Source organism: Wenyingzhuangia gracilariae, from assembly GCF_056387575.1.
Window position 1 is genome coordinate 769,647 of the sequence record NZ_CM150748.1, and the last position, 14,256, is coordinate 783,902.

General features: G+C 31.1%; 11 protein-coding genes. All 11 read right to left on the reverse strand.

Annotation, left to right across the window (positions count from 1 at the left end; all coding sequences use genetic code 11):
* Window positions 1-76 precede the first annotated feature (76 nt).
* Window positions 77-382: a DUF3817 domain-containing protein gene (locus ACY2IJ_RS03290; RefSeq protein ID WP_476725735.1), complete on the reverse strand. Its 306-nt coding sequence runs from the start codon at window positions 380-382 to the stop codon at window positions 77-79.
* Window positions 379-843 (reverse strand): hypothetical protein, encoded by a 465-nt coding sequence (locus ACY2IJ_RS03295; RefSeq protein ID WP_476725736.1) that lies wholly within the window; start codon window positions 841-843, stop codon window positions 379-381. Before ACY2IJ_RS03295 ends, ACY2IJ_RS03290 begins: the two co-directional genes overlap by 4 nt.
* A 67-nt stretch (window positions 844-910) precedes the next feature.
* On the reverse strand, window positions 911-1,501 hold the full coding sequence (locus ACY2IJ_RS03300) for a TetR/AcrR family transcriptional regulator (RefSeq protein WP_476725737.1): 591 nt from the start codon (window positions 1,499-1,501) through the stop codon (window positions 911-913).
* A gap of 58 nt (window positions 1,502-1,559) precedes the next feature.
* Window positions 1,560-2,105 carry a menaquinone-dependent protoporphyrinogen IX dehydrogenase gene (hemG, locus tag ACY2IJ_RS03305; RefSeq protein ID WP_476725738.1) on the reverse strand — a complete coding sequence of 182 codons (546 nt, stop codon included), beginning with the start codon at window positions 2,103-2,105 and terminating at the stop codon, window positions 1,560-1,562.
* Window positions 2,106-2,403: 298 nt separating this feature from the next.
* A complete protein-coding gene (locus ACY2IJ_RS03310) occupies window positions 2,404-4,224 on the reverse strand; it encodes a leucine-rich repeat protein (RefSeq protein ID WP_476725739.1) in 1,821 nt (606 codons plus the stop codon).
* A gap of 214 nt (window positions 4,225-4,438) precedes the next feature.
* Window positions 4,439-6,148: a cytochrome-c peroxidase gene (locus ACY2IJ_RS03315; RefSeq protein WP_476725740.1), complete on the reverse strand. Its 1,710-nt coding sequence runs from the start codon at window positions 6,146-6,148 to the stop codon at window positions 4,439-4,441.
* A 188-nt stretch (window positions 6,149-6,336) separates the two neighbouring features.
* On the reverse strand, window positions 6,337-7,890 hold the full coding sequence (locus tag ACY2IJ_RS03320; RefSeq protein WP_476725741.1) for a hypothetical protein: 1,554 nt from the start codon (window positions 7,888-7,890) through the stop codon (window positions 6,337-6,339).
* A 316-nt stretch (window positions 7,891-8,206) separates the two neighbouring features.
* The gene (locus tag ACY2IJ_RS03325) at window positions 8,207-10,018 is read right to left on the reverse strand and encodes a cytochrome-c peroxidase (protein WP_476725742.1); all 1,812 of its coding nucleotides are present in this window, start codon (window positions 10,016-10,018) and stop codon (window positions 8,207-8,209) included.
* A gap of 107 nt (window positions 10,019-10,125) precedes the next feature.
* Complete coding sequence (locus ACY2IJ_RS03330) at window positions 10,126-11,643, reverse strand: PhoX family protein (RefSeq protein WP_476725743.1); 1,518 nt, start codon at window positions 11,641-11,643, stop codon at window positions 10,126-10,128.
* A 306-nt stretch (window positions 11,644-11,949) separates the two neighbouring features.
* On the reverse strand, window positions 11,950-13,536 hold the full coding sequence (locus tag ACY2IJ_RS03335) for a phosphoinositide-specific phospholipase C-related protein (protein ID WP_476725744.1): 1,587 nt from the start codon (window positions 13,534-13,536) through the stop codon (window positions 11,950-11,952).
* A 296-nt stretch (window positions 13,537-13,832) separates the two neighbouring features.
* A complete protein-coding gene (locus ACY2IJ_RS03340) occupies window positions 13,833-14,183 on the reverse strand; it encodes a 4Fe-4S dicluster domain-containing protein (RefSeq protein ID WP_476725745.1) in 351 nt (116 codons plus the stop codon).
* Between the last annotated feature and the right edge of the window lie 73 nt (window positions 14,184-14,256).

The window sequence follows — 14,256 nt, forward strand, 5'->3', positions numbered from 1 at the left end:
AAACTCCATCAAAAATTGATGGAGTTTTTTATACACCTATCTCTTGATACTATCATATGACACTATCAAAAACGGATCAAGAGATTTTTTTTAGTATTGTTTTATCTATATAAAAAGTACCGAAAGGAATAAAACAAGCCAGAATAATTTTCCAAGTTGTGGTTTTAAATTTCCAGTTTTGCTCTACTCCTACACTTAGGGTGTTAAATAGAAATAATAAAAACAAAGCTCCGTGTATAGGGCCTAAAGAACTACTTAAATTAGGATTTCCAAAATAGTATTTTAAAGGCACTGCTATAAAAATCAGTACCAAAAGAGAAATACCTTCTAAAAAGGCAAGGATGCGTAATCGGCCAATGTTGGTGTAGCATAATTGTATCATAAGCTTCTAAAATAAGGTCTGTTTGCTAAGGGTGAAAACGGCCAAGGAATGGCTATTAAAATAATGAATAAGGCTATAGAAAACCAAAGCAGCATGGTTTTAAACTTTTCTAGATCTGTTGCTTTTCTTTTAGACAACCCAGAACCTATAGTAATCACTACAATGGCCACTAGCATTAATATTAAATGTATGATTCCAAAAAATGTTGTATCTAAACTTTTAGTGGCTACAAATGTATTTTTCCAAAAATAATTAATAATGGGACTTTTACTATACAATAGAATCCCCAGCATTAACTGAATATGAGCAATGGTGGCTGTCCAATGCCTAATAAGATTGTGTTGTTTAGAAAACTTTAACTTTAGAAAAACACCTTTATAAGCTGTATAAATAGCATATATAAGACTTATTAGCACTAACCAACGTACTAAGGAATGAAAAAAAATAAGGGTTTGATACATTGTTGTATGATTCAATTATCCTACAAAGATAACCAAAACATACCAACTAGTATGTTGATTGTTTTACTTATTTTAAAGTGTCTAAATAGCTCTTTAATTCTAACAAGTAATCGTCATAACAATGGGTACTGTTGTACACCTTTCCAAAATTACGAATCCCCCAATAGCTAGAAATTACAAAATAAGCCACCTGTTTTGCATTTACCGACTTGCGTATCTGTCCGTTTTGTAAAGCTCTTAAAAGACTCCCTTCTATGGCTGTTTGCCAACTTGTAATAAGTTGATGTAACGCTTTGGAAAACCCAGCATTCCAAGGAGTCATTTCTTGAGCTAAATTACCTGCAGGGCAACCATATTCTAATTTTAAAAAGCTATTTTCCAACAATAAAGATTGAGTCATGGTATAAATTTCTGCAAGAGGATCTAGAGTGGTTTGTAAAGGAGTAATGTAGGTACGCTCCATTATAGGTTTTACAATTTCGTTAATAATTGCAATTCCCATAGCGTCCTTAGTTTTAAAATGATAATAAAAAGCTCCCTTAGTTACCTGGGTAGTTGCAATAATTTCATCAATACTGGTAGCTTGATAGCCTTTTTGGTAAATTAATTCAAAAGATTTATCAAGAATAGTTTGTCGGGTATTGGATGCTTTTGCCATAAAAATACTGATTGGTATGATAGGCAAAGTACACAAAAAACAATAAGATTTAAGAAGTCTAGGCTATTGATTTTTTTAAATCATTACTTATTCTTAAACCAAAACTTTCTACGCTATTCCAATTTGTAAATTCTATAGGTTCTACGGTTTTGGTAGGGCCATCTGTTAGTTTCATAATCAACTTGATCATGACTCTGTCCCAAAAAGAATAAGATTTATAATCTAGCTTACCTGCAAAGACTGCTAAATACGTTGCTTTCCAGTTAATTTCTTTTAAAAACTTAATTAAATAAGGATTGGTGTTTGCTGAATTTTTATCTTCTTTTCTAGCGACCAAATTAACAGAAAAGAATGCTGTTTTTATAGTATCCAATTGAACTCTGTTCGTTTCTATAAACTCATACACCTTTTTATGATGTTTTCCGTAGCGAATACTCGCACCAATAATTAACAAAGTAAAATCAGACAAATTTCCTTTAAAACTTTCTATTATACACATTTCCGTAGGAATGCCTTTACTAATAAAAATCTTCTGTAATTGGTGGCAAATTTTTAAGGTTTGTCCGTCTATAGTAGCATATATAATTCCAATTTTTTGCCCCATAACGTGTCTTCTTTTAAGAATTGATAACGTTTTTAGAAATAAAATACAACCCAAATAATAGGTACGGTACTCCTACTCTAAAGTTAAGGAATTCTATTAAAAGAATGTTGGTTTTACCTAGGTTTGATTAAGGTATAATTATTTTATGTTTCATAAAATATTCTTCCATTTATAATTTATTCCAATGATGATTTTCATACTCTGAATGAATTCTAAAACCTTTTATTTATAATAAAAAACGCTTCACTAATTAATAATGAAGCGTTTTGGTTTGTATTTAGAACCTGTTTAACAATAATTATTGTTTGATTACTTTTTTAACAAACCCTCCTCTATTGGTACTTATATTTAAAATATAAATACCTTTTGAAAGTACCGAAATATCAATTATTGATTGATTGGTTGTTTTTACAATAGCTCCTGTTGCATTCAACAAGTTAATTTCTGTAACCTCAATACCATTATTTGCTTGTATAGACAAACTATTTTGTCTCAATACAATGTTAAAATTATTGTTAAAGTTATCTGTTTTTGTACCTAAAGATATAGACTCATTAATAGTCGTAAAATCTTGCCAAAGAGTAGCTGCCTGGTAATCGGCTTTGGCACCCTGTGGTACTGTTAAAATAGCGTTCGAATTAATATCAGTAAAAACACCAGCACCTGAACCAAAAACTACAGGTGAAGGATTTTCTACAATAACTTCAGACAAACTAGAACAACCATAAAAACAATAATCTAAAATACTTGTTACCCCACTTGGTAATGTTATGCTCTCAATTTCAGAACAAAAAGCAAAAGCTGCAAAACCTAAACTTGTCACTCCACTTGGTAAAGATATAGCCGTTAAACCTGTTTCAAAAAATGCTTGTTCACCAATAGTCGTAACGCCACTTGGTAATGTAATTGATGTTAAACTTTCACACCCACTAAACAAATTTTCATTAATTTTAGTAAGTCCTGCAGGCAAAGTAATACTAGATAAGTTTGTACAACTTTCAAAAGCACTATCTCCAATAGTTGTTACACCATTTGAAATTGTAACACTTGTTAAGTCCTCATTTTCATAAAAAGTTTTTTTAGCAATTTTTGTAACACTATATGTTACAGATTCATTAATTACAGAACTTGGAATAGCAATATCTCCTTCATATTTATTTTCTGAATCTAAAGGAACAACGATTACTGTAGTACCATCAAAACTTAAATAACGAATTCCATTTGCTACAAAATACTTAGCCTCTGTAGAAGTTATAATAGAAAAATCACTCCATCCATCAGCACCTTCGTAAGCACTTACACTCCCGCTTGGAACCAATAAATAGGCTAAGCTTGAAATATCATAAAAAACATCGTCTCCAATAGTATATGGTGTTGCATTTTCAACTTGCACTTTTTCTAAATCTGAACATCCATCAAAAGCACTATCTTCAATAGAGGTAATACTGTTTGGTAAAGTAATTGTTGTTAAACTCTCACAATCACTAAAAGCATTTTGTCCAATAGTTGTAATACTATTTGGCAATGTAATTGCTGTTAAACTACTACATCCACTAAATGTACTTTTATTAATTTCTGTAAGTCCAGCAGGTAAAGTAATACTTGCTAAAGAACTACAACCATTAAAAGCTTCTCTTTCAATACTTGTCACCCCACTAGGTATAGTAACACTTACTAAGTTACTACAACCTTCAAAAGTTTGATCTTTGATTTCAGTAACTCCATCTGGAATCACTACGTTTGTTAGTGCTGAACATCCATAAAAAGCAGTAGAACCAAGTCCTGTAAAACCTGCAGGCAATGTGAAATTAGTTAGTTTTTTACAACTTAAAAAACCATTTTGACCTATATATAAAAGTCCTGTAGGAAAAATGATACTTGTTAACTCTTCATTTTGATAAAAAGCAGCATTCCCAATTCCTGTAACGGTATAGGTTATAGAATTATGAGTTACTGTATCAGGAATTGTAATAGCTCCAGTATATTTACCCGAAGATAGTGCAGCCACTTCTACAGTGTTTGTATCAGTAGTATTGTAACGGATTCCGTTGGACTCAAAGTATTCAGCCTTAGCAAATGCAAAGGTCAATAAACATGTTAAAAGTAATTTTAATTTCATTTTTTGGGATTTTGTTTTGACTTTGTAAAACTAGAGAAGCCAACAGTATTCTAATAGCCCAACAAGACAAATCAATAGCCCAATAAGGTAAATTTTATAATACTTAACTATTAAATCAACAAAAAAAAGGAATAAAGCCGAAGCTCTATTCCTTTTTTAATTTTTAGTGTTCTACAATACGTATGTTCCCGTGTTATTGTGCAAGCAAAATTGGTTAATACTCTTTATCTAAAGGTATATCTGTCAGTGTATTTAAAAACGCAATAATGTCTTTTATTTCTGTTTCCGATAAATTCAACTTATCAAAAGGTAAGGTCTGGTTAGGTACATCAAAACCTAAACCTGCTCCTCCTCCTTTATTGTAAAAATCTAGTACTTGTTCTAAAGTATTATAAGCTCCGTTGTGCATATAAGGAGCCGTTAAAGCTATGTTTCTAACTGTAGGTGTTTTAAACATTCTCTTATGATATTCTTGATTGTAGGCATTATAGAATCCTAAGTCATTATCTATTTCTTTGTTTTTAAAAGTCTTTGCCACTCCAATAGCTTCTTTTTCTGTATCGGTAAAAAACGGAGGAACCGTACCATTGGTTAAAGGCATAAAATGACAAGTGGCACATAAGGCTTTTCCCATAAATAAATTGAATCCGTTCTTTTCGGATGCTGTATAGGTGTTTTCTTCTCCTCTAATATTTTTATCAAATTTAGAATTAAAACCATTTAAAGTTCCTACATAAGAGGCAATAGCTCTCACAATATCATGATTGCTTTTGGGTACTTTTCCATAAGCTTTTTTAAAAAGATTAATATAAGTGGTATCTACCAAAATTTCATCAGAAAATTGATGTACGGTTACATTAAACTCTTTATCATTCGCAAATACATTGCTTATTTGCTCATTTAAATTTCCTGATTTTCCGTCCCAAAAAAATGCTTTTTGAAAAATAGAATTGATCAATGTTGGAGAGTTTCTTAACACTGGTTTTCCTGTATTGTCTTTTGAAAATTGCAAACCATCTGCATAGCCTTTTTTAGGATTGTGACAACTCACACAAGACAATTTTCCTCCTTTTGAGATGTTGACATCGTTAAATAACTTTTGTCCTAACTGAATTTGTGCTTTTGTTGAATTTTGATTTTTAGGAGAAGCAAAATGATTGACATCCCAACTATCGTTTTCAAAAAAAGTAGGAGCCTCTAAATTAAAAGGATACACTCCGCTATTTTTCCACAAGTTGCTTTCTTTTTTAACTTTAACCCAAGTTCTTGTTATAGGATTTATATAATCTCTTATATAAGAAAACCGATCAAACTGATTAACGTTTACATTTGGTTTAATAAAATTGACAGCATTTTTTATATTCTGTATTAATTCTTTATCCAACGTTGGATTTTTATCAACAATCATTTTTTGAATACTATTTTGATAAACAAATAATAGACTTTCTAATGATATTTTAGCCTCGTTAATTCCCCATCCACTAACAGGTGTATCAAACCCAGCCATAGAAAAACTAATAATTCTTAATAACTGTTGATGTGTGGCAACAAAAAAACGTTTGGCATCTACTTTATAGTACAGCACTTCTTTTTTTACTGTACTTAAAATTCCTTTTGTAACGCTTATATTGGTTGCAAAATCTTTTAGTTCTGTGTCTCCAAGAAATATAGATTCTTCTAACCTTTGCAACCCTATAGGTTCTAACAATTTTCCGCTATTTTCTCTAAATACAGGTAGTGCTGGTCCATTTACTTTATGACCCGATTTTGGGTTTAAATAAGAAACATAAGGTTCGCATTTTTTAAAAGCTGTTCTTATTTTTTTAAAGACTTTTTGGTTATTATCAGATTGAACATGTAATGTATCCAAATCATTTAACAAAGCAATAGTAGTGTTTAAGTTGTCTACATAAAAGTTGTGCACAACAGACCAATTTATAGTTGTTGTTTCCTCTTTTTTTGTATTACAAGAGAACAGTGTAAGAAAAAATAAAGTTAAAACGAAAAGGTTTCTTAAATTCATGATCACAATTCTTATACGCGTTTAAAAGTTGTTCCCAAAAGACAAATATGCCTTTTGGGAACAGACTTAAAATATTAATTTTTATTAGCTTATTGTTCTAATCCTCTTAAGATTACAATTTGAGAAGCTCTGTCTGATTCTCCAGGACCATCATGTCCATCTAAAGCTTTAAAAGCATTGTCTTGCCAATATTTAACTTGTATGTTTAATAAAAAAGTACCTGGCACTCCTACTTTATCAGACACATCTGTTAAAGCTCCAAACTCTCCACTTTCTACAATACTTAAACTATTATTTCCTAAAGATTTTACTTTAAGATCTAATAAATTTTTAACATTGTTTCCTTCTAAATCTGCTTGATAAATAGAAGCTGCGTGCCCTCTGTTCCAAGTACCTCCGTTAGGATCTTCTTGAATGTATACATAGTTTTCTGTTACACAAATATTGTCTGGACTTTGTAAAGGTCTTAAATACCCTTCTTTACCTTTATCGCTATCGTTCCCACTAATTAATTTGGTTAATTTACCTGTTAAAGGAGAATCTGCATCTAACTCTAATTTATAAACCGTTCCTTGATCGTTAACGGTTCCTCTTCCTGCTCCTTTTCCAGTTACGGCAAAGTAAATATTACGTGCGTTTGCATCACTTCCTTTTTGATAATCTAAATCTTCCATTCTTACAAAAGAAGTAGCAAACAATGTGTTTTTGTAATAGTTAGATGTTTCGTTTGTACTTAAGTTTTTAGCATTTGGAATTTCTAAAAACTCTACATCATACGTGTTTTTTAAGTCAAAATCACTTTCATCATGTCTTTCTCCAGCAGGAGCATCAATAATTCCACCTGCACCATCAGAAATTTGTTTGGTACGCAATACGTACACTTTTCCGTTGGTTCTGTCTACATCTCCATTTTCTGACATGTATAATATTGGCTGACCTCCATCAAGATCATTTCCTCCTAAAATAACTGTTTTACCTGGATACGTGTTTTTAGGTAATGGCACTGCATTTTCCCATAAAAATTGTCCTAATGCCTTGTTTCCATAATCTCCTGTAGGATTTGGTGTTTCTACTCTAGGATCAAATTCTTTAACTACGTTACTTACAGATTCTTCTGATGCTGATAAGAATACATCTTTATCTCCTCCATGAATTTCTTTTTCCCACATAGTACCCGAACATTGTCTAGAATAATCGGCAACTCCAGAGTTTAACAAATAATCTCCAGAAATAGGATTTAAGTTTTTATCTAACCTTAAACGAGCAACGGCTTTTGCATCTTCACAATTTACAACATAAATAAAACCGTTTTCTCCATCTTTAATTAAACCTGCACCATCTACAGTACTTGCAATTTGAAAGTTGTCTCCAACAACATCTACAGATGTAAGCAAAGAATATGCTTTTACACCACTAAAACTAGGGTTGATATCTACCAATGGTTCAATAATAGATTTGTTAAAGAACATGTCATTGTCTTCTAAAGCTGGAGTTAAATCTTTTCCATTTTCACCATCTTTTCCATCAAGACCATTTGTTCCGTCTTTTCCGTTTAAACCATCTAATCCATCTTCTGAACAACTAGTGGTTGCTATTGCTAGTGACATACACACTAACAAAAGAGGTAATTTTAAAATTTTCATTTTTGTTTGTTTTTTAAAGTTTGACCGCAAAACTAGTTTTCACTTTATGGGAAAAGGGGTAAAAATGTATTAAAAGGTGGAATTATTTGTTGATTTATAGCACTATTTAGACCATAAAAAGCACTAAATATATCATAATATTTACCTAACATTTAAGAGTGGTTTTCTTTACTTTAAACAATAGATACGTTTGTTTACTTTTAAAGCTATTAGTACAAATACAAAAGGAACCGTTGTTTCCAACAATTCCTTTTGTATATCATATTGTTTCCGTTTTTCTACGAAAAACAATTAAATTTTAAATGTATTTTACCAATTAATAGATGTTATCCTCAGGTACATCTGTAAGTGTATTTAAAAACGCAATAATGTCTTTTATTTCTGTTTCAGATAAATTCAACTCATCAAAAGGTAAGGTCTGGTTAGGTACATTAAATCCTAAACCTGCTCCACCTCCTTGGTTGTAAAAATCTAGTACCTCTTCTAACGTATTGTACACACCATTGTGCATGTAAGGTGCGGTTAAAGCTATGTTTCTAACAGTAGGTGTTTTAAACATACCATCGTGAATTTTTTCTTGATACACCCAATAAAAACCTTTGTCTTCATCTAATTGTTTATTGTCTGCTGTTTTAGGTACACCAATAATTTCTTTTTCTGTTTCTTTAAAAAACGGAGGTACAGTTCCGTTAGTTAAAGGCATAAAATGACAAGTGGCACACAAGGCTTTTCCCATAAACAAGTTGAATCCTCTTTTTTCTGAGGCTGTAAACGTGTCTTCTTCTCCTCTAATATTTTTATCAAATTTAGAGCTAAAACCGTTGAGCGTAGAAATATAAGTAGAAATAGCTCCTATAATTTTAGTATTCTTTTTAGGTACAGCTCCATACAACTCTTTAAATATAGGTATATAGGTAGAGTCTGTTAAAATTTCATCAGAAAATTGATGAATTTCTGTGTTAAACTCAGACTTATTTTTAAAAACTAAACTGATTTGATCATTTAATGTACTAGACCTTCCATCTAAAAAGAAATTCTTTTGAAAAGCAACATTTATAAGTGTTGGTGCATTACGTAAACTTGCCTTACCATTATTGTCTAAACTTGTTTTTAAACCATCTGTATAAGCTTTATTAGGACTGTGACAAGTGGCACAAGACATAGTATGATTGGCTGACAACTTAGGATCGAAAAATAATTTTTTACCCAAGGCAATTTCCTTTTCTTTTGGATTTCTATTTGATGGTTTTCTAAAATAGTTAACATTAAAACTATTGTCTTCAAAAAAAGTAGGAGCATCAAAATTAAAAGGAGAAGTTACCTTTGGTGTCCATATATTTAACGTTTTTCGTATAGTTACCCAATTTCTAATAATAGGATTAAAATATTTTTTTAAGAATAGATATCTATCAAATATTTCAAAATCTGAGTTTTTTTCTAAAAACTGAATAGCTTCTTTAGTTGAGTTTATAAAACTTTCATCTAAAACAATATCTTTTTGTTTCGTTAATGTTTGTAAACTTACTTGGTATATATACAATAAACTTTCTAGAGATACTTTGGTTTCTTGTAATCCTAGTTGACTTATAGGAGTATCAAAACCTGTAATTCCAAAACTTACAACTCTAAATAACTGTTGATGAGTAGCTCTAAAAAAACGTTCTGGATTTAAAGCTCGTAACTCTATATTACCTTGTAATACCTTTAACAATCCTTTAGTTAATCTTAATTCTTCTTGATATTCAAACTTACTTGTTCCTCCTTCATAAATAGATTCTTCAATTTTTTGAAGCCCAATAGGATTGAGTACTCTTTGAGTATCATCTGTAAAATGAGGCAATGCTGGTCCATTTGCTTTATGACCAACTTCAGGGTTTAAATAAGCAGCATAGGGTTCTGCCTTTTTAAAAGCAATTCTTAGTTTTTTAAAAATTGATTTTGCCTCTGCATCATTTGCCTGATACATAGCCAAAGAATCTATATAAACAATTGTTTCTTTTATATGATAAAGGTAAAACTCCTGTGCTTTTGTAAAATCAACTTTTGGTGTATCTGTAGTTGATTTTTCTTGTTTGCATGATGTGACAGTAAAAAGAAAAACTACAACCAATAACTTAAATATTCTCATTGTAACTATTTTAGTACATACTACTTTATAAAATAAGGTTTGTATGTGTATAGGAAAGAGCCTCCACTTAAGTGGAGGCTCTTTAATTATTAAAAACTTTGTGTAATTTATCTAGGTAACCCTTTTAATAAAACTACTTGTCCTCCTTGGTTATGAGGAAATGCATTTCCTTTTACAAAGTCAGAATTTTGCCAGTAGTGAGGCTGTAAGTTTAACATAAAAGTATCAGGTTCACCTAATTTATCAGAAACATCTGTTAATGCTCCAAACTCTCCACTTAATCCTGTAGATCCATCAGCAGCTAAGTTTTGCTCTACTTTTAATTCTAATACAACTTTAGCATTGTTACCATCTAAATCTGTTTGGTGAATGTAAGCTGCATGTCCTCTAGAAAAAGAGTTAGGATCTTCTTGTGTATAAATAAAGTTTTCTGTTACACAAATGTTATCAGGACTTTGCAAAGTAGCAATGTTTCCATCATTGTTGTTAGAATCTGTGTTTCCACTAATTACTTGTGTTAATTTTCCTGTTAATGGAGATGCTTCATCTAACTTTAAGCTATACACAGTTCCCCAATCGTTATAAGTACCTCTTCCTGGTCCACGACCTGTAACAGCAAAGTATACATTTCTTCCGTTTGCATCAGAACCTTTTTGGTAATCTACATCTTCCACTCTCATAAAAGCAGAAGCTTGTACAGCTACACAAGCATCTTCCATTTCAGATTTAGTCATGTCTTTACCGTTTACAATTTCCACAAATTCTACATCGTACGTTTTTTGAAAATCTAATTGTCCTTCGTTGTAAATTTGTCCTGCAGTTACTGCTGTAGTTACACCAGCTTCAGAATATTGCTTTAATCGTAAAACATAAATTTTTCCGTTCTCTAAATCTTGATCTCCATTTTCAGAGTAATACAATACTACTTGCCCCTCAGATCCACTAGAATCATCATCACCTCCAATAATAACTGTTTTACCAGCATATGCATCTTTAGGTAATGGCACTGCATTTTCCCAAGAAAACTCTCCTAAAGCATCCAATCCAAAATCAGCAGTTGGTGTAGGCTCCATGTAAGGATCAATTCCTTTAACATCATATGCTATATTTTCAGAAGCAGATAAGAAAATATCTTTTGTACCTCCGTGAATATCTTTTTCCCACATAGTTGCAGAACATTGACGAGCTCTATCTGCAACCTCTCCGTTTAATAACCACTCTCCTTTAATTGGATTCATGTTTGCATCAAAGTATACACGAGAAACAGAATAATCGTCTTCTGCGTTAGATAAATAAATGTACCCATCACTATCTGGATCATTTAACAATCCTGCACCATCCTGAGCACCAAACATTTGAAACCCATTAGATAATACATCAGAAGTACTAATTAAAGAGTATGCCTCTACACTAGAAAAATCGTTATGCATTTTTACCAAAGGCATTAAGTTAGATTTGTTCTCAAAAATAGTTTCTGTAGTAGGAGGTGTAAAATCTTGACCATCTTTTCCGTCAGCTCCGTTTGCACCATCTACTCCATTAATTCCGTCTAAACCATCTTCTCCACAAGAAATTGCCAAACCAGCAATTAAAGCTAATGATGATAATTTTAATAATTTTTTCATTTTAAAAAGTTTGTTTTGTTTTTGTTACCCCAAACTTAGTTTGTAAGTAAAACAAACCATGTAAGAGAACCCTTAACAAAACCTACTCTTTTTGTTAGTTATATGTAAACATTGTTAAGTAAAGTTTAAGACAAAACACTACAACAAACAGCATCTAACTATAAAACAAAGGATTAGAATGTTAATTTACACAACAGTACTTATTTAGAATAAACAAAAACAATAAAACAAGTACCTAAAAAAACTCCTAACTTTTGAGGATTAGGAGTTTTTTATGATAAAACTTTAGCTTCTTAAACCTAATTATTATTGAATAATAATTTTTTTGCTTGTATCAAACCAATCAAAACCTTCTATAGAAAGTATATACATACCTTTATTTAATAATGAAACATCTATAGTATGCGTTGCCCCTCCTTTTAATCCGTTTGCAACTAAAATTACTTTTCCTGTGGTATCTTTTATCACTACAGATACTCTATCAAATTCTGAAGACACAGCAATTTCTAATTTTTGATTAGCAATAGGATTTGACAATATTTTTATAGCCTCTATAGATGATTCTTCTTTATAATTTTCATCTAAGGTAATTAACTCTTTTGTTCTATTTAAAGAATTATGTGGCTGTGCTGTAAATGCAATAGGATATGTTATTTTATTATTTCCTCTATAACTATGCAAATCTATATACTTAGGTGCTATATGATATGTGCTATGAGAAATTCTTAAAAACCTTTTTCCTGAATAATAAATACTGCTACTTTGTGGAACTGGAAAAGACCACATTCCATTCCAATTACTTTCTACAAACAAACTACTATAAGCACCCGAACCTCTTGCTCCTATTTTGTGAGTACAGCCAGTAGAAACTTGATCACACAAAGATCCTTTAACATTACCAATAGACTGGCCGTTATAGGTAAAATTTCCTCTAATTTCATTGTGTGTATTTACACTACGTATTTGATTCATTGCATTGGGCTGACCTGAATCTACCAAATTAGAAAAATCGACCGCTACAGAAGGTCTTTTTCCAAATTTTAACCAAGATTGCATGGCTTTTTCGTAAACTCTAGTATTTGCCTCTTTAGATTTATTTTTATCTCCTACTCCAAAAGGTTTATCTATTGCAAAATGATTTACTGTTAAAATTCCCATATCATCTTGTCCTCTGTGTTTGGTAAATTTATTCCCCTCCCAAAGATGTGATACTTGAGATGCACTATAATTATTTTGTAATGTATAATTAAACTCTTTTCTATATTTAGGATGCTCTCCATTATAACCAGGAATGCTCTGTTCTACAAAAATCATTAACCTTTTATTTTTTTCTTGCATTTCTCCTATAAACGGATATCGTTTTTTTGTATGTACATTCCCCATAACACCATAAGCATATGTATTGTCTATAGTATTGTTTTCATTATATATGTAAGAAGCTAAATTTTTATATCCATTACTACTACTCTGAAACAAAATATCAAAATATTGAATTCCTAAATTTGGTCCATTCTGTATGTGTAGCGTTATTATATCGTTGCTATTATTTTTTAAAAGTTTTTCCAACAAATTATTAAAAGTCTTTCCATCCATCATACAACTATTTGGACTTCCGTGTTTTAATTTAATTTGTCCGTTAACCAAGTGAATATCTACCATAAATTTACGTACTCCGTAATTAAATTGCTCTTCTATGCTTAGTTCCTGATTGGCACCTCCTAAACAAAAACCTCCAGGTCCATCTTTTCTATTGTTATTGGCATTGTGAGAAATTAACCAACTTACTTCATCATATCTTCTATTACGTGGAAAATCTACATTTGCTTTTTGGGCTTCTATGGTACTTGTACCTAAAAGCACCACCATTAATAGTTTTAAAAAGTTTGTTTTCATTGTATTTGTTTTTTTTAATAAAACTAAATTTTGGTGCTTTTAAAAAAGGGAGAATATTGTATTTCTACAGGTCACAATTGTTTCATTTTAGAGTGTTTTTAATCTAAAAATCACCCCTATAGTTATTCTAACTTTTAAATAACTTAGATTTAAGCTAAAATTTACACGCAAAATTAAAACAACTAAATTGCTTTTATTCATTTAAACAAAATGTCAATTTCGTTTAAATGAATAAAAAAACTCCAAACAACTTAATGTTTGGAGTTTTTTTATTTCTTAAAATTCTACTAAAAGAACTACTCTTTGTGTAAAAAAGCTTGTTTTGCTAACAATTCTTCTTCTGTTTCTTCAATATCTTCATCAGGCACACAACAATCTACTGGACAAACAGCAGCACATTGTGGCTCATCATGGAATCCTTTACATTCAGTACACTTGTCTGGTACAATATAGTATACTTCATCAGAAATAGGTTCTTGTTCTTCATCTGCATTTCCTGTATGTCCATTTGGTAATACAAAATCTCCTTCTAAAGAAGTACCTTCAGAGTACTTCCACTCTTCAGCACCTTCATATATAGCATTGTTAGGACATTCTGGTTCACATGCCCCACAATTAATACATTCGTCTGTTATTATAATTGCCATCGTTCTTTTTTCTTTAAATTTGTGCCACAAAAATAATACATTTTGTATTCATTCAAAACCTACAAACTAACTT

Excerpts from the sequence above, each read along its gene's own strand:
- ACY2IJ_RS03290 (WP_476725735.1), bottom strand. The coding sequence starts at position 382 with ATGATACAATTATGCTACACCAACATTGGCCGATTACGCATCCTTGCC.
- ACY2IJ_RS03295 (WP_476725736.1), bottom strand. The coding sequence starts at position 843 with ATGTATCAAACCCTTATTTTTTTTCATTCCTTAGTACGTTGGTTAGTG.
- ACY2IJ_RS03300 (WP_476725737.1), bottom strand. The coding sequence starts at position 1,501 with ATGGCAAAAGCATCCAATACCCGACAAACTATTCTTGATAAATCTTTT.
- hemG (WP_476725738.1), bottom strand. The coding sequence starts at position 2,105 with ATGGGGCAAAAAATTGGAATTATATATGCTACTATAGACGGACAAACC.
- ACY2IJ_RS03310 (WP_476725739.1), bottom strand. The coding sequence starts at position 4,224 with ATGAAATTAAAATTACTTTTAACATGTTTATTGACCTTTGCATTTGCT.
- ACY2IJ_RS03320 (WP_476725741.1), bottom strand. The coding sequence starts at position 7,890 with ATGAAAATTTTAAAATTACCTCTTTTGTTAGTGTGTATGTCACTAGCA.
- ACY2IJ_RS03325 (WP_476725742.1), bottom strand. The coding sequence starts at position 10,018 with ATGAGAATATTTAAGTTATTGGTTGTAGTTTTTCTTTTTACTGTCACA.
- ACY2IJ_RS03330 (WP_476725743.1), bottom strand. The coding sequence starts at position 11,643 with ATGAAAAAATTATTAAAATTATCATCATTAGCTTTAATTGCTGGTTTG.
- ACY2IJ_RS03335 (WP_476725744.1), bottom strand. The coding sequence starts at position 13,536 with ATGAAAACAAACTTTTTAAAACTATTAATGGTGGTGCTTTTAGGTACA.
- ACY2IJ_RS03340 (WP_476725745.1), bottom strand. The coding sequence starts at position 14,183 with ATGGCAATTATAATAACAGACGAATGTATTAATTGTGGGGCATGTGAA.